The 20119-nt window shown below is 71.7% G+C and carries 19 protein-coding genes; 12 read left to right on the top strand and 7 right to left on the bottom strand.

Going from position 1 to position 20119, the window contains the following annotated elements; genetic code table 11:
• The first annotated feature begins 16 nt into the window (after positions 1–16).
• Genes ABEB12_RS18040 through ABEB12_RS18030 form a run of 3 tightly spaced genes read left to right on the top strand, consistent with a single transcriptional unit; the run spans position 17 to position 2864 of the window.
• Positions 17–1210, top strand: coding sequence for an extracellular solute-binding protein (locus ABEB12_RS18040; RefSeq protein ID WP_185059264.1), 1194 nt, complete (start codon positions 17–19; stop codon positions 1208–1210).
• Positions 1207–2070, top strand: coding sequence for an ABC transporter permease (locus ABEB12_RS18035; protein WP_345702909.1), 864 nt, complete (start codon positions 1207–1209; stop codon positions 2068–2070). Before ABEB12_RS18040 ends, ABEB12_RS18035 begins: the two co-directional genes overlap by 4 nt.
• Positions 2067–2864 (top strand): ABC transporter permease subunit, encoded by a 798-nt coding sequence (locus ABEB12_RS18030; RefSeq protein WP_185059266.1) that lies wholly within the window; start codon positions 2067–2069, stop codon positions 2862–2864. The genes ABEB12_RS18035 and ABEB12_RS18030 overlap by 4 nt, the downstream gene beginning before the upstream one ends.
• A gap of 45 nt (positions 2865–2909) precedes the next feature.
• On the opposite strand, the gene ABEB12_RS18025 is transcribed toward ABEB12_RS18030, so the two are convergent.
• Positions 2910–3458, bottom strand: a complete 549-nt coding sequence (locus ABEB12_RS18025) for an SbtR family transcriptional regulator (RefSeq protein WP_185059267.1) — start codon at positions 3456–3458, stop codon at positions 2910–2912.
• Between the two features lie 131 nt (positions 3459–3589).
• On the opposite strand from ABEB12_RS18025, the gene ABEB12_RS18020 reads away from it, so the two are divergent.
• Positions 3590–4504: an oxidoreductase gene (locus ABEB12_RS18020; protein ID WP_185059268.1), complete on the top strand. Its 915-nt coding sequence runs from the start codon at positions 3590–3592 to the stop codon at positions 4502–4504.
• A 34-nt stretch (positions 4505–4538) separates the two neighbouring features.
• Positions 4539–6098 carry an FAD-dependent monooxygenase gene (locus ABEB12_RS18015; RefSeq protein WP_185059269.1) on the top strand — a complete coding sequence of 520 codons (1560 nt, stop codon included), beginning with the start codon at positions 4539–4541 and terminating at the stop codon, positions 6096–6098.
• A gap of 95 nt (positions 6099–6193) precedes the next feature.
• On the opposite strand, the gene ABEB12_RS18010 is transcribed toward ABEB12_RS18015, so the two are convergent.
• Positions 6194–6940 carry an IclR family transcriptional regulator domain-containing protein gene (locus ABEB12_RS18010; RefSeq protein ID WP_185059270.1) on the bottom strand — a complete coding sequence of 249 codons (747 nt, stop codon included), beginning with the start codon at positions 6938–6940 and terminating at the stop codon, positions 6194–6196.
• The gene (locus tag ABEB12_RS18005; protein ID WP_345702908.1) at positions 6937–8400 is read right to left on the bottom strand and encodes an APC family permease; all 1464 of its coding nucleotides are present in this window, start codon (positions 8398–8400) and stop codon (positions 6937–6939) included. The genes ABEB12_RS18010 and ABEB12_RS18005 overlap by 4 nt, the downstream gene beginning before the upstream one ends.
• Before the next feature lie 217 nt (positions 8401–8617).
• On the opposite strand from ABEB12_RS18005, the gene ABEB12_RS18000 reads away from it, so the two are divergent.
• The 3 genes from ABEB12_RS18000 to ABEB12_RS17990 all read left to right on the top strand — a co-directional run bounded on the left by ABEB12_RS18000 (position 8618) and on the right by ABEB12_RS17990 (position 12461).
• Positions 8618–10573 (top strand): primary-amine oxidase, encoded by a 1956-nt coding sequence (locus tag ABEB12_RS18000; RefSeq protein ID WP_185059271.1) that lies wholly within the window; start codon positions 8618–8620, stop codon positions 10571–10573.
• A 130-nt stretch (positions 10574–10703) separates the two neighbouring features.
• Positions 10704–12110, top strand: coding sequence for an amino acid permease (locus ABEB12_RS17995; protein ID WP_185059272.1), 1407 nt, complete (start codon positions 10704–10706; stop codon positions 12108–12110).
• Between the two features lie 171 nt (positions 12111–12281).
• Positions 12282–12461, top strand: a complete 180-nt coding sequence (locus ABEB12_RS17990; RefSeq protein WP_185059273.1) for a hypothetical protein — start codon at positions 12282–12284, stop codon at positions 12459–12461.
• Here the strand turns inward: ABEB12_RS17990 and ABEB12_RS17985 are convergent.
• Positions 12440–13051, bottom strand: a complete 612-nt coding sequence (locus ABEB12_RS17985) for a TetR family transcriptional regulator (protein ID WP_185059274.1) — start codon at positions 13049–13051, stop codon at positions 12440–12442. The genes ABEB12_RS17990 and ABEB12_RS17985 overlap by 22 nt on opposite strands.
• Before the next feature lie 143 nt (positions 13052–13194).
• On the opposite strand from ABEB12_RS17985, the gene ABEB12_RS17980 reads away from it, so the two are divergent.
• Both ABEB12_RS17980 and ABEB12_RS17975 read left to right on the top strand, forming a co-directional pair.
• A complete protein-coding gene (locus ABEB12_RS17980; protein WP_185059275.1) occupies positions 13195–13740 on the top strand; it encodes a YceI family protein in 546 nt (181 codons plus the stop codon).
• 6 nt (positions 13741–13746) lie between these two features.
• Positions 13747–14292 carry an NAD(P)H-dependent oxidoreductase gene (locus ABEB12_RS17975; RefSeq protein WP_185059276.1) on the top strand — a complete coding sequence of 182 codons (546 nt, stop codon included), beginning with the start codon at positions 13747–13749 and terminating at the stop codon, positions 14290–14292.
• Here ABEB12_RS17975 and ABEB12_RS17970 read toward each other — a convergent pair.
• The gene (locus ABEB12_RS17970) at positions 14279–15727 is read right to left on the bottom strand and encodes an AMP-binding protein (RefSeq protein WP_185059277.1); all 1449 of its coding nucleotides are present in this window, start codon (positions 15725–15727) and stop codon (positions 14279–14281) included. The genes ABEB12_RS17975 and ABEB12_RS17970 overlap by 14 nt on opposite strands.
• A 60-nt stretch (positions 15728–15787) precedes the next feature.
• Here ABEB12_RS17970 and ABEB12_RS17965 point away from each other — a divergent pair, with 60 nt between their 5' ends.
• A complete protein-coding gene (locus ABEB12_RS17965; protein ID WP_185059278.1) occupies positions 15788–16396 on the top strand; it encodes a TetR family transcriptional regulator in 609 nt (202 codons plus the stop codon).
• A 50-nt stretch (positions 16397–16446) separates the two neighbouring features.
• Positions 16447–17583 carry an SRPBCC family protein gene (locus tag ABEB12_RS17960; RefSeq protein ID WP_185059279.1) on the top strand — a complete coding sequence of 379 codons (1137 nt, stop codon included), beginning with the start codon at positions 16447–16449 and terminating at the stop codon, positions 17581–17583.
• A gap of 323 nt (positions 17584–17906) precedes the next feature.
• On the opposite strand, the gene ABEB12_RS17955 is transcribed toward ABEB12_RS17960, so the two are convergent.
• Both ABEB12_RS17955 and ABEB12_RS17950 read right to left on the bottom strand, forming a co-directional pair.
• Positions 17907–18770: a fumarylacetoacetate hydrolase family protein gene (locus tag ABEB12_RS17955; RefSeq protein WP_185059280.1), complete on the bottom strand. Its 864-nt coding sequence runs from the start codon at positions 18768–18770 to the stop codon at positions 17907–17909.
• Positions 18771–20036 (bottom strand): MFS transporter, encoded by a 1266-nt coding sequence (locus ABEB12_RS17950; RefSeq protein ID WP_185059281.1) that lies wholly within the window; start codon positions 20034–20036, stop codon positions 18771–18773.
• Positions 20037–20119 lie beyond the last annotated feature (83 nt).

Below are 20119 nucleotides of genomic sequence, written 5' to 3'. Positions count from 1 at the left end.
AGAAGGGAAACCAGCCATGCGGAAAATCGTCGGCCTGATCGCGGCCGGGCTGTTGCTGGCCGCCTGCGGCACCTCCGGCACACCTTCCGGCGGTGCCCCGGCCTCGGGCCAGGGCTTCACCCCCCCGTCGCTGCCCGCCTTGCAACAGCTGGGCCAGCCGGAGGGCGAGGTGAACATCCTGGCCTGGCCCGGCTATGCGGAGAACGGCTCCACCGACCCCAGCGTGAACTGGGTCGGCCCGTTCGAGCGGCAGACCGGGTGCAAGGCCAACGTGAAGGTGTTCGGCACCTCGGACGAGGCGGTCAGCCTGATGAAGACCGGCCAGTACGACGTGGTGTCGGCGTCCGGGGACGCGTCGCTGCGGCTGGTCGCCGGCGGGGACGTGGAGCCGGTGAACACCGCGCTGGTGCCCAACTACGCGGACGTCTTCGACTTCCTGCGCAACCGCCCGTGGAACAGCGTGCACGGGGTGGCCTACGGCGTGCCCCACGGCTGGGGGGCCAACCTGCTCACCTGGCGCACCGACCGGGTCAACCCGGCGCCCACCTCGTGGTCGGTGATGTTCGACCCGAACTCGCCGTACAAGGGCAAGGTGTCGGCCTACGACTCGCCGATCTACATCGCCGACGCCGCCCTGTACCTGATGGTCCACCGGCCGGAACTGGGCATCAAGGACCCCTACGCGCTGGACGAGAAGCAGTTCCGGGCCTCGGTGGACCTGCTCAAGCAGCAGCGCCCGCTGGTCGGCGAGTACTGGTCGGACTACCTGAAGCAGAGCCAGGCGTTCAAGAACTCGGACGCGGTGCTCGGCACGTCCTGGCAGGTCACGGTGAACACGATGACCTCCGCCGGTGCCCCGGTGCAGGCCGCCGTGCCCTCCGAGGGGGCCACCGGCTGGTCGGACACGTGGATGGTGTCCGCCCGCTCGCCGCACAAGACCTGCGCCTACAAGTGGCTGGACTACATCATCAGCCCGGCGGCGAACGCGCAGGTCGCGGAGTACTTCGGCGAGTCGCCGTCGAACGCCAAGGCCTGTGGGGCGACCAAGGACCCCAACCACTGCGCGACCTTCCACGCCGGTGACGCCGAGTACGCCTCGAAGATCCACTACTGGACCACGCCGATCGCCCAGTGCCTGGACGGCCGCACCGACGTGAAGTGTGCCGACTACGCCGAGTGGACCAGGGCGTGGACGGAGATCAAGGGGTGACGCTCGCGGCGAGCGCCTTCCTGTACCGGCGGCCCCGGCTGCGGCTCGGCCTGCTGTTGTCCGCGCCGCTGCTCTGGCTGGGGCTGGCCTACCTGGGGGCGCTCGCCGCGCTGTTCGTCACCGCGTTCTGGTCGACCGACGGGTTCACCGGGCAGGTGGTCCGGGAGTGGTCGCTGGGCAACTTCCACACCCTGTTCACCGACGCGGTCTACCGGGCCGTCACGCTGCGCACGATGGGCATCGCGGCCCTGGTCACGGTGGTCGACGCGGTGATCGCGTTCCCCATGGCCTACGCCATGGCCCGGGTGGTGCCGCCGAGGGCGCGGCCGTGGCTGGTGATCGCCGTGCTCACCCCGCTGTGGGCGTCCTACCTGGTCAAGGCCTACGCCTGGCGGGCCATGCTGTCCGGGGAGGGGGTCCTGCACTGGCTGCTCGCTCCCCTCGGGCTGGACACCCCGGGCTACGGGCTGCCCGCGGTGGTGATCACGCTGGCCTACCTGTGGCTGCCGTACATGATCCTACCCGTCTACGCCGGCCTGGACCGGCTGCCTTCGTCCCTGCTGGACGCGGCGGCCGACCTGGGCGCCCGGCCGGCGCGGGCGTTCCGGTCGGTGATCCTGCCGCTCACCCTGCCGGCGGTGGTGGCCGGGTCGATCTTCACCTTCTCCCTGTCCCTGGGCGACTACATCACCGTGCAGATCGTCGGGGGCACCAGCCAGATGCTGGGCAACGTGGTGTTCAGCAACATCGGCGCGGCCAACAACCTGCCGTTCGCGGCCACCGTGGCCCTGGTCCCGGTGGTGATCATGTTGGCCTATCTGGCCGCCGCGCGGCGCGTCGGCGCGCTGGAGCAGCTGTGAGCCGGCCGGCGCGGTGGTTGCTGCTCGCGGCGCTGGCCGGCGGGCTGGCGGTGATCTACTTCCCGCTGTTGCTGGTGCTGCTGAACTCGTTCAACGCCGACACCACGTTCGGCTGGCCGCCTTCCGGGCTGACCCTGGACTGGTGGGCGCGCGCCGCGGGCAACGCCGGGGTGCGGGCCGCGCTGTGGACCAGCGTGCGGGCCGGCCTGGCGGCCACCGCGATCGCGCTGGTCCTGGGCACCATGGCGGCGTTCGCGCTGGCCCGGTACCGGTTCTTCGGCCGGGACGCGGTGTCCCTGCTGCTGGTGCTGCCCATTGCCCTGCCCGGCATCGTCACCGGCATCGCGCTGAACAACGCCTTCCGCACGGTGTTGGGGGTGGGCCTGGGCCTGTTCACGGCGATCGTCGCGCACGCCACGTTCTGCATCGTGGTGGTGTTCAACAACGTGCTGGCCCGGTTGCGCCGGCTGGGCACCGACCTGCGCGAGGCGTCGGAGGACCTGGGGGCTTCCGGGTGGACGACGTTCCGGCTGGTCACCTTCCCCATGCTCCGCTCGGCGCTGCTGGCCGGCGGCCTACTGGCCTTCGCCCTGTCCTTCGACGAAATCATCGTGACCACGTTCACCCTCGGCCCGGGCCTGGAGACCCTCCCCATCTGGATCCTGAACAACCTGTTCCGCCCCAACCAGGCCCCCATAGTGAACGTGGTCGCCGCGGTCCTGATCGTGATCTCCACGCTCCCCGTCTACCTGGCCCACCGCCTCTCCTCCGATTCAGTCACTTCAGCACGCTGATTCAGTCACTTCAGCAGGGTGATTCAGTCACTTCAGCAGGGTGATTCAGTCGGTTCTGGTGATGCCGTCCCAGAGGACGCCGACCACGCGGTCGGTGCGGGCCTCGTCCTTGGCGTAGGCCTGCATGGCCTGCGCGCCGACCATGAGCACCTTCAGGTCCCGGGGGCCGATGTCGGAACGCACCGCGCCGGCCCGCTGCGCGCCGTCCAGCAGCTTCGCCAGCACCGACATGAACGCCTCCTCGGCGTCCGGGTCGGCCGTGGCCACGTCGAAGCCCACCCCGGCCATGGCCTCCACCAGGCCCTGGTCGGTGGCCGACGCCTCGACCATCACGGCGAGGAAGCCGCGCAGCGCCTCGCCGGGCTCCCGCGTGGCGGTCAGCTCGTCGGCGTGATCGGTGAGCTGCCGCAGCCGGTCCACCACGATGGCCCGGAACAGCGCCTCCTTGGTGGGGAAGTGCCGGTAGAGCGTGCCGGCGCCCACCCCGGCGCGCCGGGCGATCTCGTCGATCGGCACCGCCAGGCCCTCCTCGGCGAACGTCCGGTACGCCACATCGAGCACCTTGGCCCGGTTGCGGGCCGCGTCGGCGCGCATCGGTCTGGGTTTGGCCTGGCTCAAACAACGACTCCATCACACTTGCGGGCGCACTCGGACTAAGCGGGGCGCGCGTTCCGTATAGTTCTAACCGGAACGCACGCCCCGATTCTATCCGAGGAGCACCCGCAATGAGCAACAAGTGGACCGAGGCCGACATACCGGACCAGCGCGGCCGGGTCGCCGTGGTCACCGGCGCCAACACCGGGCTCGGCTTGGAGACCGCCAGGGCGCTGGCCACGCACGGCGCGAGCGTGGTGCTCGCGGTGCGCAACCTGGACAAGGGCAAGGACGCCGCCGCCCGGATCACCGCCGCCGCCCCCGGGGCCGACGTCACCGTGCAGGAGTTGGACCTCAGCTCGCTGGCCTCGGTCCGCGCCGCCGCCGGCGAGCTCAACAGCCGGTACGAGCGGATCGACCTGTTGATCAACAACGCCGGCGTGATGTACACGCCCAAGTCGAAGACCGCCGACGGCTTCGAGCTGCAGTTCGGCACCAACCACCTGGGCCACTTCGCCCTGACCGGGCTCCTGCTGGACCGGGTGCTGGCCGCGCCGGGCTCCCGGGTCGTCACGGTCAGCAGCATCGGGCACCGCATCCGCGCCAGCATCCACTTCAACGATCTGCAGCTGGACCGGGACTACGGCCGGGTGACCGCCTACGGCCAGGCCAAGCTGTCCAACCTGCTGTTCACCTACGAGCTGCAGCGGCGCCTGGCCGCGCGTGGCGATGACGCCATCGCGGTGGCCGCGCACCCCGGGGCCTCCAACACCGAGCTGGCCCGCAACTCGCCACGGCCCCTGGTCGTGCTGGCCAACGTGCTGGGCCCGCTGTTCACCCAGAGCGCGGCGATGGGCGCACTGCCCAGCTTGCGCGCGGCCACCGACCCCGGGGTGCGAGGCGGCGAGTACTACGGCCCGGACGGCCTCGGCGAGACCCGCGGTTACCCGAAGCTGGTGAAGTCCAGTGCACGGTCGCACGACGTCGAGGTGGCCCGCCGGCTGTGGACGGTCTCCGAGGAGCTGACCGGGGTCAGCTACCTGTAAGCCAGTGGTATCGCCCGCGGCGCAGACTGGCACGGTGTCCGATACCGAGGTGCCGGTACTGATCGTCGGGGGTGGCCCGGTCGGGCTCACCGCCCGGGCGCTGCTGGGCCGCTGGGGGGTGCGCTCGCTGCTGGTGGAGAAGTACCGCGAGCTGTCGCCGTTCCCCCGGTCCAGGCTGCTCAACGTCCGCTCGATGGAGATTTTCCGGCAGCTGGGCATCGCCGGCCGGGTCGCCGCGGCGGCGTTCGCGCCGGAGTACGCGCGGGTCCGGTTCCGGGAGACCCTGGGCGCCGAGGACTTCGCCAGCGCACCGATGCTCGGGGTGCACGCGCCGGTTCCCGAGAGCCCGGCCCTCGGCGCGGTCACCTCGCAGGACCGGCTGGAACCGATCCTGCTCGGCGCGGCGGACACCCGGGTGCGGTTCGGCGCCGAGCTGGTCGACCTGGCCGAGGAGACCGACCACGTGGTGGCCTCGCTGGTCGACGACGGCACCGAACGCAAGGTCCGGGCCCGCTACGTGATCGCCGCCGACGGGGCCAACTCCACCGTCCGGGAATGGCTGGGCATCGACACCCTCGGGCCGGGCGCGGTGGGCAGCTTCACCACCGTCGTGTTCAACGCCGATCTCCGCTTCGAAAATGAGCCGGGTGGCGCCTACTTCACCACGCACGGATCGTTCACGCCGATCTACCCGGAGGGCGGCTGGGCCTGGTTCGGCCCGACTCCGGCGGAACCCCGGCACGCCGACTGGCGCGAGCTGGTGACCCGAGCGCTCGGTCCGGGCATCGAGCTGCCGATCGACGTGCTGCGCGTCCAGCACTGGGTGATGAACGCGTTCGTGGCTTCGCGCTTCGCGGCCGGTCGCGTGCTGCTGGCCGGCGACGCCGTGCACGCCATCCCGCCGATCGGCGGCCTGGGCATGAACGTCGGCCTGGCCGACGTGCACAACCTCTGCTGGAAGCTGGCCGGCGTGCTGCACGGTTGGGCCGGGCCGGGCCTGCTGGACAGTTACCAGGCGGAACGGCTTCCGGTCGCGAGGGAGACCCTGGAACTGGCGGTGGCCAACTCTCAGCTCGTGCGGCGCGTGCAACAGCAGCGCGTCGAGCGGCCGGAAGCGCCGGTCGAGGTGCCCTGGACCCGTCGCTACTTCGCCCAACTCGGCCTGGTGCTGGGTGCTGCCTACGAGTCGGACGCGGTGTTGCCGGACGGCAGTGTCGCGCCTTCGGCGGCCGATCCGGTGACGGACTACCTGCCCACCGCCCGGCCCGGCCACCGCCTGCCGCACCAGTGGCTGGCCGAGGGCCGCTCCACCCTGGACATCCTGGGCGAGTGGTTCACCCTGCTCACCGCCGACCTTGACTGCTGGCGCGGGCGCGTGGGCGGAGCGGCGCCGCTGCGGGTCACGGAGCTCACCGTCGAGCAGGCCTCTCATTACGAGCTCGGGCCGGGAGGCGCGGTGCTGGTCCGCCCGGACGGATACGTCGCCGCCCGCTGGCCGGACGCTCCGGCCGGCGACGCCCTCCGGTCGGCCATCTCGGTCGTCACGTCAGGTGCTGGTGATCAGGTAGCCGTAGCAGACCTTACTGGCCGGTAGAACGTCTCTGGCTGCTACTTGACCATGCGCGCCGGGCTGCGGGTGGAGTGGCGGGTGGCGGGTGTTGCGAATTTGTGCGCAGAGCCAAGGGGAGATCAGGCGAGCAACGGAGCGAGGCGTTCGGTGTGCGCGCGCAGGAGCTCCACCAGGTCGTCGTTGGGGTCGGCGACCCGGTCGGCCGGGCCGCTCAGCGCCAGGCCGGCGACCAGCGCGCCGTCCCCGGGGGCGCGCACCGGGACGGCCAGGCAGCCCCGGCCGAGGTGCAGCTCGCCGCACTGCCGGGCTAGGTCGGTGCGCGCGACCTCCTTCAGTTCCGCGGCCAGCTCGCCCGGGTCGGTCAGCGTGTGCTCGGTCAGCCGTTGCAGCTCGCCGGCGCGGAAACGGCGGTCGGGGGTCTGGGCGAGCAGCAGCTTGCCCAGCGCGGAGGCGTGCGGGTGGCGGGCCAGCAGCGCGGGGTCACCCGGCGGGTGGTCCGGGTCGGGGTCGATCACGGTGACCTGGCCGCCGGCGAACGACGCCAGGTGCGCACCCCAGCGCACCCGCGCGCGCAGGTGGCCGACCACCGCCCGGGCCGCCGTACTGGGCGCCGGCACCACCGGCACGGCCAGCCGGCCGGCCCGCGCGCCGAGGGCGAACCCGCTCAGGTCCGGCAACCGGACCAGGTACTCCTCCGCGACCAGCAGGTTCAGCAACCGGTACGTGGTCGCCCGGGGCAGCCGCAGCGCCGCCGAGATCTCCCGCGCGGTGACCCCCGGCCCGGCCGCGACCACCTCCGCCAGCACCTCGAAGGCGTTGCGGATCGCCCTCGGCTGGCGGCCGGGGACCGGGTCGGGGGCACTCAACGGGGCACACCGCCGAGGAGGTCTCCGGTGGACGGGTGGTCGTACGCGCCGATCGCGGCCAGCCGGGCCGGGCGGCGCCGGCGCAGCCACCAGTACCGCGCGCCGGCCAGCGCCAGCACGCCGACCGCGATCAGCGGTGCCGGGGCCAGGGGCATCCACAGCGCGTAGGCCACCAGCACGCCCAGCAGCACCGGCACGATCACCGAGGTGGCCACCACCGGCGGCGCGGTCAGCTCGCCGATCTTGTGCAGGAACACCGGTGCGGCCAGGCAGACCACCAGGTAGGCGAGCAGGTAGCCGAGCGCTGCCGCTGTGAGCGGTCCGGTGAGCACCTGGTTGGCCGGCACACCGGCGGCGAGCAGCCCGGCCGCCGCCAACGCCAGCGGCGGCACGCACACCGCCACCGCGACGTGCGGCGTGCGGAACCGGCCGTGCGTGCGCCCCAGCCGCGCCGGCAGCACGCCCTCCCGGCCGGTGGTGAACAGCAGCCGCACCATGGCGGTGATGGTGGCCATCGAGCAGGCCAGGAACGAGGTGGCCAGGCCGGCGTCCAGCAGCGCGGACAGCCAGGGCATCCGGTAGCCGGCGGCCAGCGCGGGCACCGGCTCCGGCTGCGCGGCCAGCCCGCCCGGGACCTGGGCGAACGCCGCCACCTGGGTGTACGCGGCGAGCAGGGTGAGCAGGCCGATCAGCGCGGCGGTGCGGCGTACCGCGCGGGGCACGGTGCGGAACGGCCGGCGGGCCTCCACACCCATCGCGGCGGCCGCCTCGAACCCGATGAACGCGGCCAGCGCGGGCAGCACCCCGGCCGCCACCGAGCCGAACGAGACGTCGAACCGGGTGGGCAGCAGCTGCCGCCAGTCCAGGGTGAACCCGTGCTGGGTGAGCAGCGTGCCGAACACCACCAGCATCAGCCCGATGGACACCGCCTCCACGCCGAGCACCACCCAGGCGGACAGCCGGGCCCCGCGCACCACCAGCGCGGCAACCAGCGTCGCCAGCAGGAGCGCCAGCCCGCCCAGCGCCACCGGTGACTCGGCGCCCGCCCAGCCGAACCGGGCCAGCAGCGCGCCGACCCGGGCGGTCGCCCCGGCGATCGCGGAAACGGTGAGCATGCCGTAGCCGACCAGCAGCGCCGCGCCGCAGAGGAACGCACCACTCGGGCCGAGGCCCTTCGCGGTCAGGCTGTACAGCGACCCGGCGGCGGCCATCCGGCGGGTGAACTGGCCGATGCAGCTGGCCACCAGCAGCGCCAGCCCGGTGGCCACGGCGAACGACCAGATGGTCGCGGTGCCGGCGGTGGCGGCCACGATCACCGGGGTGACCGCCATCGCGGCCGCCGGCCCGGCCCCGCCGACCGACTGGGCGAACACCTGGACCGGTGCCAGGTTCCGCCGGTCCAGCCCGGCGACCGGGGAGTGCCCGAGCATCTGGTCGGCGACGCGTGTCGAGTAGGCCACGTCGGCAACCTCGCTTCGCTCGGTCCGTCCGGCAACCGGGAGTCCCGGGTTGTGAGACAGGGCACATTCTCCGGTTCCCGGAACCGGGGAACCAGTATTGCCGACGCGCCGCCGGCAGCGGACCGTGCCTGCACGGCACGCCGTGCCCGTGAGTGGCGAGTATTGCTATAGCCACACTCGCCACTCACGGGCACTCCGACGCAGGAGGAGTGCATCTGTGACCGTCACCGAGCCCACCCGGACCGCCAACCCGCCCACCAGGACCCCGGACCACCCGCTGGAGATGACCACCGAGGAGGAGGTGCACCGGGTCCGCGAGGTACTGGCGTCCGAGGGACTGCTGACCGAGCACGTGCGCTTCGCCTTCTTCGCCCCCGAGGAGCCGGCCAAGCCGGAGGTGCTCGCGCACCGCGACGGCGCACCCGTCGACCGCCGGTTCCGCGCCGTGCTGCTGGACCTGGCCACCGGCCGGTCCACCGACAACGTGGTCGCCGCTAGCACATCTACGCTGGTCAGCAGCGTCGAAGTGGACACGTCCAAGGGCCAGCCGCCGATCATCGACGCCGAGTTCGAGCTGATCGAGGACATCCTGAACGCCAGCGAGGAGTGGAAGGCCGCGCTGCGCAAGCGCGGTCTGGACCCGGCGAACGCCCGGGCGGTGCCGCTGTCGGCCGGCGTCTACGACTACCCGGACGAGGTCGGCCGGCGGATCGTGCGCTCCTTCGCGTTCATGCAGGACCACGAGAAGGACAGTCCGTGGGCGCACCCGGTGGACGGCCTGGTCGCCTACGTGGACCTGACCGCGCGCTCGGTGGACCGGGTGATCGACGAGGCGGTCATTCCGGTGCCGCAAGAGGCGGGGAACTTCGACGACCCGGCGCAGGTGGGGCCCCAGCGGACCGGGCTGAAGCCGATCGAGATCACCCAGCCCGAAGGCGTCTCGTTCACCGTCGAGGGCAACCGGGTGCGCTGGCAGAATTGGGACGTGCGGCTGGGCTTCAACGAGCGCGAGGGCCTGACGCTGCACCAGCTGTCCTACGACGGTCGGCCGATCCTGTACCGGGCGTCCATCGCGGAGATGGTGGTGCCCTACGCCGACCCGTCACCGGTGCGGTTCTGGCAGAACTACTTCGACTGCGGCGAGTACATGTTCGCCCGCTACGCCAACTCGCTGGAGCGCGGCTGCGACTGCCTCGGCGACATCACCTACCTGGACGCGGTCATCGCCGACGACCTTGGCCAGCCCCGGACCATCAACAACGCCATCTGCCTGCACGAAGAGGACCACGGCGTGGTGTGGAAGCACTCCGAGATGTTCACCGGGGCGGCGGAGACCCGGCGGCAGCGGCGGATGGTGTTCTCCTACTTCACCCCGATCGGGAACTACGACTACGGCTTCTACTGGTACCTCTACCTGGACGGCACCATCCAGTTCGAGGCCAAGGCCACCGGCATCGTGTTCACCTCGGCCTACGGCCCGGACAGCGAGTACGCCACGGAGATCGCCCCCGGCCTGGGCGCGCCCTACCACCAGCACCTTTTCGCCGCCCGGCTGGACACCATGATCGACGGCGCGGCCAACGCGGTGGACGAGGTGGAGGCGGTGCCGGTGCCGATGGGGCCGGGCAACCCGTACGGCAACGCCTTCCGCCAGGGCCGCACCCGGCTCACCAGTGAGGCGGGCGCGCAGCGGCTGGCCGACAACTCCCGGGCCAGGGCCTGGCACATCGTCAGCACGGAGAACCGGAACCGGCTGGGCCAGCCCACCGGTTACGTGCTGCGGCCGGAGGGGCAGCCGGCGATGCTGGCCGACCAGGCGTCCTCCATCCGGGCCCGCGCGGCGTTCGCCACCAAGCACCTGTGGGTGACCCGCTACGACCCGGCGCAGCGCTATCCGGCCGGCGACTTCGTGAACCAGAACCCGGGCGGCTCCGGGCTGCCCGAATGGACCGCCGCCGACCGGCCGGTGGACGGCGAGGACATCGTGGTCTGGCACAGCTTCGGGACCACGCACTTCCCGCGCCCGGAGGACTGGCCCGTGATGCCGGTCGACTACACCGGTTTCACGCTCAAACCGTCCGGCTTCTTCGACCGGAACCCGGCACTGGACGTACCCCCGACCGGCGGAGCACACTGTGCGTCAAACGGCCAGGGCAACGGCCATGTCGGCTGAAGCCGACCTGCCAGTAGCCGATGCCGGCGCGGCTGGGACAGCCCCCGCGCCGGCATCGGCCGGCGCCGATGAGACAGCGCCGGCATCGGCCGGCAACTCAGGGTTCCGTAAGCGACTGGGCCTGCCCGATGTGATCGCGCAGAGCCTCTCGGTGATCGCGCCGGCCATGTCCGGCGCCTTCCTCACCTACCTGGCCTCGACCAAGGCGGGCGGCGCGACCCCGCTGGCCTACCTGCTGGGCACGCTGGCCATGCTCTGCGTGGGCGGCACCGTGGCCCGGTTCGCGCGGTCACTGTCCTCGGCCGGGTCGATGTACACCTACATCACCCGGGGGGCCAACCGGATGACCGGTTTCCTCGGCGGCTGGTGCTACGCGGCGGCGTTCCTGGTGCTGGGCGGCGCGGTGCTCTGCGGGTTCGGCTTCTTCGCCGCCAACCTGGTGGCGCTGGCCGGGGTGCACGTGTCCTGGGCCTGGTTCTCGCTCGGCGGGCTGGTGCTGATCACCGTGATGAGCCTGTTCGACGTGCAGGCGTCGACCCGGACCCAGCTGGTGTTCCTGGTGCTCAGCATGCTGGCGCTGCTGGTGGTGGCGCTGGTGGTGATCGGTGGCGCGGCCCGGCCGGTGGACCCGGCGGCGTTCTGGCCGTCGGCCGCCGGGGTGCCGTGGACCGGCATCCTGTTCGGGCTCAGCTTCGGCATGCTGTCCTTCACCGGGGCCGAGGCGAGCGCGGTGCTGGCCGAGGAGACCCGCGACTCGCGGCGGGTGATCCCGCGCGCGGTGATCGGGTCGATCGTGGTGGCCGGGCTGTTCTACCTGGTGATCACCTACGCCACCGCCGTCGGGTTCGGCGTGCGCGAGGCGGCGACCGCGTGGCCGGCCTCGGTGGCCGGGCTGGCCGCCGTGGCGCCCAACCAGGTACTGGCGGCCGTGGTGCTGGCCTGTGCGGCGCTGGCCAGCCTGTTCTGCGCGCTGGGGGTGCACCTGGCGGTGTCCCGGGTGCTGTTCGCCATGGGGCGGGAGCGGGCGCTGCCGGCCTGGCTGGGCGTGCTGCACCCGAGGTGGCACACCCCGTGGCGGGCGATCGGGCTGGACATCATCGTGTGGGTGCTGCTGGCCGGGCTGGTGCTCGCGCTCACCGGGCACGACACCCAGGTGGCGATCGCCGGCGGGCAGGACAACGAGATGACCGGCGGGGTGTTCGTGTTCACCGTGCTGGCCGGGTTGGGCACGCCGCTGGTGATGTTCGTGTACCTGCTGCTCGGGGTGGCCGGGTTCGCCCAGGGGCGGCGCACCGGTGACGCCGGGTTCCAACGGGTCGGCGCGCTGGCCGCGGCGGTGGGCGGGCTGGCGGTGTTCGGCGCGATCTACTACTCGTTCGTGCCGGCCGCGCCCGGCGCGGAGATCCCCGGCGTGATCGCCATGGTGCCCTGGGTGTGCGGGGCACTGGTGGTCGTCGGTCTGGCCGTGGCCGCCTGGCTGCGGCACACCCGCCCCACGGCCTGGTCCCACATGGGCACCGTCTTCGACGAGGTCTGACGGCCGGCGCGGCGTCGGCGGTCTGCCGCTACTCGGGCATGGGGCCGTCGCGTTTCGCCGAGGATGACCGCTGTCGCCACGCACGACGATCACCCGTTGATGATCACCGCTTTCATGGTCAACAGGACATGAGGGTCGCTCCGAGCGCTCCCGGACGACCACCATGTCCTGTTGATCACTCACCCGGCCCGCGACGTATTGGCGTGCGTGCTCCTCGAACGGATCGGCCAGCTCGTCCGGACCGAAGAACTTGTCCGCCTCGCGGATGTCGGCCATCGAAGCTTCCGCATCGACCGGCGTAAGCACGGCGAATGCATCCGCCAGCTCGGCTACGGGGCGATGAGGCGGTAGAGGACCTCGCTGTAGTGGGACTTGAGGGTGTCCGGGGCCAGGCCGCGCTCGCGGCGCTGGTGGATGTAGAACCCGGCGCCGAGCAGGGCCAGCAGGGTCTCCGCGATGAAGTCCGCGTCCAGGCCGGTCGGTCGCAGCTCGTTGAGCAGGGAAACCAGGTGCGCCCGGGCGGTCTGGTAGGCGCCGCTGCTGTAGCGGGCGGTCGGGGCGCGGGTCTCGGCCAGGGCGTGGATGTCCACCTCCAGCTCCAGGCGGTCCACGTAGGCGTCCAGGAACGCGCGCAGCCGGGCCACCGGCGGTGCCCCCGGCCCGAGTGGTGGCGGGCCGTGGATGAACGCGTTCTGGAACCGCTGCTCCTCGCTGTCCAGCAGCGCGAAGGCCAGTCCGGCCCGGTCGCCGAACCGGCGGTACACGGTTCCGACCCCGACCCCGGCGCGCGCGGCCACCGCGTCCATGCTCAGCGCGCAGGTGCCGCCCTCCGCGACCATGTCCCGGGCCGCCGCGAGCACCATCCGCCGGCTGCGTGCCGCGTCGGCCCGCTCGGCGGGCGGCTGCCCCAGCACCGGCAGGCCCAGGTCGTTGGCCGCCATCAGCGCATCCTTTCCCCTGTGACGTGAACCTTAGAGCCTCGGGAACAAACTTCCCGCCCCCTCGGTTGCAGGCGGAGAATTCTCCGTTTATGGTAGCAGAAGCGGAGAAAGTTCCGTTTCAACTCAGAGAGAGCAGGTGCACGATGACCACGAGCACGCAGCCACTGGTCGGCACGTTCGCCATCGACCCGATCCACTCGCTGTTCCAGTTCGGCGTCAAGCACATGGGCGTCTCCGCGTTCCGCGCCTCGTTCGAGGACGTGAGCGGCAAGGTGGTGGCCGACGAGCAGGGCATTCGCCTGGACGGTTCGGTCCGCGTGGAGTCGCTGACCATCAAGCAGCCGGACTTCCGTGCGCACGTGCTGAACGGCGCCGACTTCTTCGACGCCCCCAACCACCCGGAGCTGACCTTCCGGTCCAACGACATCAAGCTGCGCGAGGACGGCACCGCCGAGGTGGCCGGTGAGCTGACCATCAAGGGGATCACCAAGCCGTTCACCGCCACCGGCACCTACACCCCGGTGGTCGAGGCGCTGGGTGGGCAGTCCCGCTTCGGCGTCGAGTTCGAGGCCGTGGTGGACCGCCGGGACTGGGACTTCAGCTTCGCCGCCCAGCTGCCCAAGGGCGGGGACGCGCTGGCCAACACGGTCAAGCTGACCGCGAACGTCGAATTCGTCAAGGAGGCGTAGTAGCCGATGCGGGTCCTGGGTATCAGTGGCAGCCTGCGCGCCGGTTCGTACAACCGGCAGCTGCTGGAGCTGGCCGGCAAGCTGTTGCCGGAGGGCGTCGAGTTCGAGGTGTACGACCGCCTCGCGGACATCCCGCCCTACAGGGAAGACGCAGTGGATGCGCCCGAGGTGGTGGCCGACCTGCGCAACCGGGTGAGCGCGTCCGACGCGGTCCTGATCGCCACGCCGGAGTACAACGGCTCCATTCCGGGGCAGCTGAAGAACGCGCTGGACTGGGCGTCCCGGCCGTTTCCGGACAACTCCTTCAAGGGCCGGCCGACCGCCGTGATCGGCGCCTCGGTCGGGCTGTACGGGGCGATCTGGTCGCAGGCCGAGCTGCGCAAGGTGCTCGGCCTGATGGGTGCGGCCGTGTTGGACGAGGAGCTGCCGGTCGGCCAGGCCGACCAGGCCTTCGGGGCCGACGGCGGACTGTCCGACACCGATGGCGAGGCCGCGCTGTCCGCGCTGGTCAGCAAGCTGGTGGACGCGGTCCGCGCGCCTACCGCACCCTAGCGCTGCGCAGGGCTGTGCGGCGAACCTTGCCGGCGTCGTCGCGCAGCGGATGATCGACCCGCTCGAAGGTGCGCGGGAGCTTGTTGCGGGAAAGCAGCGGAGCCAGGTGGGCGAGCAGCTCGGCATCGCCCACCGGTTCGCGCGGCTGGATGATGGCGTGGATCGCGTTGCCCAGGTCCTCGTGCGGCAGCCCGATCACGCAGCTGGTCAGTACCGAGGGGTGCCGGTCGAGCGCGGCCTCGATCTCGGCGGGGAAGATGTTCGCCCCGCCCACCAGGATCATGTCCGTGTCCCGGTCGGTGAGGAAGACGTAGCCGTCCTCGTCCAGGTAGCCGAGGTCGCCGAGCGACTCCCAGCCCTCCCCGGCCGAGCGGGGCCGCGCGCCGATGTACCGGTACGGGTTGGACTCGCCGGTGCCCCGGCGCATCCACAGCTCGCCGACCTCGCCGGGCCGGCACGGCCGGCCGTCCGGGTCCCGGCACTCGATCTCGCCGAGCACCGGGCGGCCCACCGAGCCGGGGTGGGCCAACCACTCGACGCCGTCGATCACCGTGACCGCCTGCAGCTCGGTGCCGGCGTACAGCTCCATGACCTTCTCCGGGCCGAGCCAGTCGATCCAGGCGTGCTTCAGCCAGGCCGGGCAGGGCGCGGCCATGTGGTACATCGTGCGCACCGAAGAGACGTCGGCGGCGTCGCGCACCTCTGCGGGCAGCCGCCAGATGCGCTGCATCATGGTGGGCACCAGGTAGACGAAGGTGGCCCGGTGCTCGGCGATCAGGCGCAGCGTCTCCGCCGGGTCGAAGCGGGGCGTGAGGACCACGTGGTTGCCGTTCACCAGGCCGGCCAGCGTCATGATGAACGGCGCGTTGTGGGACAGCGGCGCGGGCAGGAGCACCGTTTCGTCCACGGGGATGCGCAGCAGCCCGCCGAAGCCGATCAGGCGGTCCGCGTCCGCCTCCCCGTCGGCGGCGATCAGCTTGGGCCGCCCGGTGCTCCCCCCGCTGGGGATGATCTTCCAGGTGGGCGCGACCACCGGCTCGATGTCGGCGCCGCCGTCCAGTCCGGGTAGCTCGGATACATCAACGCCGGGGATTCCCGGCGCGTCCTCCGGCTGAAGGCCGACCGTTGCGGCCGGCGCGGCCAGCTCCAGGATGCCCCGCCGCTCCGCCGGGGCCAGCTTCACCGACAGCGGAACCGGCGTGGCGCCGAGCAGCCACGCCGCCAGCGCGGCCACCGGGAACTCCACCGAGTTGGGCAGGCAGACGGCCACGGTGTCACCCCGGCCCACGCCCAGCTCGGCGTACCGGGCACCCAGCGCGCGGGCCTTGCGGACCAGTTCGGCGCGGGTGAGGGTGACGCCGGCGCAGGTGACTGCCGGGCGGTCCGGCTCGGCGTCGGCGTAGTGCCGCAACAGATCGAAATAGTGCCGGACCATGGGGTCAGTCTGCGGGCCGGTCACTCCGGCGGCAACCGGGTCCCGGGGTAACGTCGTCGCATGTCCGTGCTGGCCGAGGGCGAGCTGACCGCGAAGGGCCGGGCCACCCGCGCCCGGCTGCTGGACTGCGCGCGGGCCGAGGCGATCGCCGGGGACGGGCACCTCGAGCTGGCCACCGTGGCGAAGGCGGCCGGGGTGGCGCCCAGCCTGGTGCACCGCTACTTCGGTTCCAAGGCCGGCCTGGTGAGCGCACTGGTCAACGACTACTTCGACCGGTACCACGCCGAGGTGCTGGACGAGAACATGGACGACGAGGGGGACTGGGCGACCCACGAGCGGGTGCGCCTGGAGCGCGGAGTGGCCTTCCACTACGCGGACCCGTTCACCGCCGTGCTGTACGGGCGGCTGGGCCGGGAGGCGGAGGTGGCGCGCACCGAGGCCGCCCGGATCTCCTCGGTGGTCGAGCTGGCCGCGCGCAGCATCCGGCGCGCGCAGGCCAAGGGGGAGCTGCCGGCGGAGGTGGACCCGATGCTGGCCGGCGCGGCGATGTTCGGCGCCATCCAGCGGGTGATGGTGGAGGCCGTCCGCCGCGAGAAGCCGCCGCCGCCTGAGCTGGTGGTCGACGTGCTGTGGCGACAGGTCGCCGCCTCGGTGAACATCGCGCCCTGATCCGCAGAAGTGAATTGACTTCAATTCTTTTCTGCGGCACAGTCGTCGCTATGACCGCCGTTACGCCCGCAAGGACGCTGGCCGACGAGCAAGCCGTGGCGCAGCGCATCCTGGACCACATCGACCACCACACCACCGACCTGAGCGAGCACACCTGGCGCGAGCCGGTGGCCAACTACCGCTCCACGGAGCGCTTCGAGCGGGAGCTGGCCGAGGTCTTCCGCCGCTGCCCGACCCCGGTCTGCCCGTCCGCCGCGGTCTCCGCGCCGGGCGACTACCTGGCAAGGGACGTGGCCGGCACGCCGATCCTGGTGGCCCGGGGCCGGGACGGAGTGGTGCGGGCCTTCCGCAACGCCTGCCGGCACCGGGGCGTGCCGCTCGCCGACGGCGCCGGTTGCGGGCGCACCGCGTTCGTCTGCCGCTACCACGGCTGGACCTACGGGCTGGACGGCGCGCTGCGCCACGTCCCGGACGGCTACGGCTTCCCGGACCTGGACCCGGCGGAGCACGGGCTGGTCCCGGTGCGCACCGAGGAACGCCACGGCCTGGTGTTCCTCACCCAGGACGAACCCGCGCACCACAACGACGCGCTGGACGAGCTGGCCGGGCTGATCCCGCCGGACGCCCACCTGCACGGCACCACGCAGATCGACATCCCGGCCAACTGGAAGATCGTGATGGACGGCTTCCTCGAGGGCTACCACCTGCGCGCCACCCACCGGCAGACCTTCTACCCGATCCAGTTCGACAACCTGAACGTGATCGAGCGGTTCGGCCGCAACAGCCGGGTGGCCTTCCCCTACCGGCGGATCAACAAACTGCGCGAGGTGGCGGCGGAGGACCGGTCGCTGGACGGCATGCTCACCTTCGTCTACCACCTGTTCCCGAACGTGGTGGTGGCGACGTTCCCGCTGAACCTGGCGGTGATCGTGCACGAGCCGCTGGCCGTGGACCGCACCCGCACGATCACCTACACGCTCACCCGGGTGGCCGGCGATGACGCCGAGGGCCAGGCCGCGCTGAAGCAGGGCCTGGACTTCGCCGACGAGGGCGTCGCGGAGGACCGCGAGATGGTCCGGGCCATCCAGCGCGGCCTGGCCAGCCGGGCCAACGAGCACTTCGTCTTCGGCCGCTTCGAGGGCGCCCTCACCCACTACCACCGCCAGCTGGGCTCGATCTTGGGCTGAGGCGCGGTGCCGGTTTTAAGGATGGCTTGGACGGGGTAGCCCGTGAGGAGTTTCGTGGTCAACTCACCACTAGAGACGTTCTACTGGTGAGTAAGGTCTCTCAGGGTGACTTGACCATGAACGGCTCGGACCGCCATGCGGGCATTCCGGTCGACGACCCGCGAATGGTTGCAGACGGTCATCGTCGGAGTCAGATGACGTCCCCAGCGGTGAACCGGGCCACCAACCAACGCAACGGGCCGCACCCAGCCGCGGGAGACGACCGGCCGCGCCGTCCAAGCCGTCTTTGAACCGGCACTACCCACAAACCGCAACGAACCCGGTCAACCGGACAGCCGTACCGGGTTGACCAGGGTTCCGACCTCCTCGATGGTGATGCGCACCTGGTCGCCGGGGCGGAGCGTGACGTCCATGCCGGGCACGATCCCGGTGCCGGTGCACAGCACCGCGCCCTCGGGGAAGGGCAGGCCGCGGTACAGCCAGTCCAGCAGCTCGGCGGGGGAGCGGCGCAGCTCGGTGGTGCTGGTGGTGCCGGCGAACACCGTCTCGCCGGCCCTGGTCATGGTCATCTCGATGGCGAGCGCGGACTTCTCGGACACCTCGGGCAGCTCGAAGAACGGCCGGATGCCCCAGGACAGCGCCGCGCTGCCGGCGTAGATCTTGGCCTGGGGCAGGTACAGCGGGTTCTCCCCCTCGATGGACCGGGAGCTGACGTCGTTGGCCACCAGGTAGCCGACCGGATGCCCGGCGGCGTTGGCCACCACGGCCAGCTCCGGCTCCGGCACGTTCAGCGCCGAGTCGGCGCGCACCGTGATCGGCTCGCCGTCGGTGACCACCCGCCAGGCCGGCGCCTTGAAGAACAGCTCCGGCCTCTGCGCCTCGTACACCTTCTCGTACACCGTCTTCTCGGTGCTCTCCTCGACCCGCGCCTCGCGGGACCGCCGGTAGGTCACTCCGGCCGCCCACAACTCGGTCCGCCCGTCGATCGGGGGCAGCGGGGTGACCTCGGCGCGCGCGTGGGTGGCCGGCCGGTGCGCGGCATTGCGCAGCGCGTGCTCGATGTCGGCCAGGTCCTGGCCGAGCAGCTCACTCAGCCGGCCGACCCCCGGCACCGCACGCAGTTCGTCCCCGTCCAGGACCCCGATGTGCACCTCGCCGCCGGCGTCGGCGTACCGCACCACCTGCATCTAGGTTCTCCTCCCGACCCAACGGAACGTAGCCGCAAACAGGCCGCCCAGCAGTACCACGGCCGCGATCAGGTACAACCCGCCCGCGCCGCTGCCGGTGGCCTCCTCGGTGAACCCCATGATGGACGGCCCGACGAACCCGCCCAGGTTGCCGATGCCGGAGATCAGCGGAATGGTCGCGGCCACCTGCACGCCGGCCAGGATGGTCGGCGGCACGGTCCAGAACACCGGCTGTGCGCCGAGGAAGCCGAACGCGGCCACGCACAGCGCGAACAGCCCCGGCCACGGCGGCAGCGCGGCCCCGCCGAGCAGGCCGAGCAGCGTGCAGGCCAGGGCGATCAGCAGCGGGCCGCGCCGGTTGCCGGTGCGGTCGGACAGCCAGGGCAGCACCAGCACCCCGGCCAGCGCGAACACCCAGGGCAGCGCGGCGAGCAGGCCGACCTGCACGTCGGTCAGCCCGCCGATCCGCTTCACCAGCGCGGGCAGCCAGAAGGTCACCCCGTAGACGCCGAGCTGGATGGCGAAGTAGACGTAGATCAGCCGCAGCACCCGGGAGTCGCGCAGCACCGCGCCGATGCCGCGCCTGGGTTGCCGGTCGGCCGGTGGTTCGTCGGCCTTGATGGCGGTGGCCAGCTCGGTCCGCTGCTCGGCGGTCAGCCAGCGGGCCTGCTCCGGGCGGTCGGTGAGCAGCCACGGCACGGCCAGCGCGAACACGGCGGTGGGCACGCCCTCCAGGATGAACATCCACTGCCAGCCGTCCAGGCCGAGCAGGCCGTGCATCCCGAGCAGGTAGCCGCCGACCGGGTTGCCCACGATGCTGGCCACGGCCACGGCGGACTGGAACACCCCGGTGGCCTTGCCCCGTTCCCGGTACGGGAACCAGTAGGTGATGTACAGGATCACCCCGGGGAAGAAGCCGGCCTCGGCGATGCCCAGCGCGAACCGCAGCAGGTAGAAGCTGGTCGGGTCGCTGGTCAGCGCCATCAGAGCGGAGAGCACGCCCCAGACGAACATCATCCCGGCCAGCCAGCGGCGCGCGCCGATCCGGTGCAGCACCAGGTTGGACGGCACCCCGAACACCGCGTAGCCGATGAAGAACACGCCGGCGCCGAGGCCGAACACGGCGGCCGAGATGCCGGCGCTGGCGTGCAGCTGGTCCTTCACCAGGCTGACGTTGGTGCGGTCCAGGAAGGACAGCACGAACATGATGAACAGCGGCGGGAGCAACCGCCGGGCCACCCGGCGGCGCAGCTCCGATGAGATCACGGTTGTCGAGATGTCGACCATGGCACCTCATATCTGATGTCTTCCCGAGGCTAGGCGGAAAACTTCGAATCTGACAAGTGACT

This window comes from Actinospineispora eucalypti (genome assembly GCF_039543365.1).
In the GTDB taxonomy this organism is placed as follows: Bacteria; Actinomycetota; Actinomycetes; order Mycobacteriales; family Pseudonocardiaceae; genus Pseudonocardia; species Pseudonocardia eucalypti.
This window is presented reverse-complemented; position numbering and strand designations above follow the sequence as displayed.

Coding starts and splice junctions, on each gene's coding strand:
- ABEB12_RS18040 (WP_185059264.1), top strand. CDS start 17: ATGCGGAAAATCGTCGGCCTGATCGCGGCCGGGCTGTTGCTGGCCGCC.
- ABEB12_RS18025 (WP_185059267.1), bottom strand. CDS start 3,458: ATGCGCGCCGACGCGGCCCGCAACCGGGCCAAGGTGCTCGATGTGGCG.
- ABEB12_RS18020 (WP_185059268.1), top strand. CDS start 3,590: ATGAGCAACAAGTGGACCGAGGCCGACATACCGGACCAGCGCGGCCGG.
- ABEB12_RS17985 (WP_185059274.1), bottom strand. CDS start 13,051: ATGGCGGCCAACGACCTGGGCCTGCCGGTGCTGGGGCAGCCGCCCGCC.
- ABEB12_RS17980 (WP_185059275.1), top strand. CDS start 13,195: ATGACCACGAGCACGCAGCCACTGGTCGGCACGTTCGCCATCGACCCG.
- ABEB12_RS17975 (WP_185059276.1), top strand. CDS start 13,747: ATGCGGGTCCTGGGTATCAGTGGCAGCCTGCGCGCCGGTTCGTACAAC.
- ABEB12_RS17970 (WP_185059277.1), bottom strand. CDS start 15,727: ATGGTCCGGCACTATTTCGATCTGTTGCGGCACTACGCCGACGCCGAG.
- ABEB12_RS17965 (WP_185059278.1), top strand. CDS start 15,788: ATGTCCGTGCTGGCCGAGGGCGAGCTGACCGCGAAGGGCCGGGCCACC.
- ABEB12_RS17960 (WP_185059279.1), top strand. CDS start 16,447: ATGACCGCCGTTACGCCCGCAAGGACGCTGGCCGACGAGCAAGCCGTG.
- ABEB12_RS17955 (WP_185059280.1), bottom strand. CDS start 18,770: ATGCAGGTGGTGCGGTACGCCGACGCCGGCGGCGAGGTGCACATCGGG.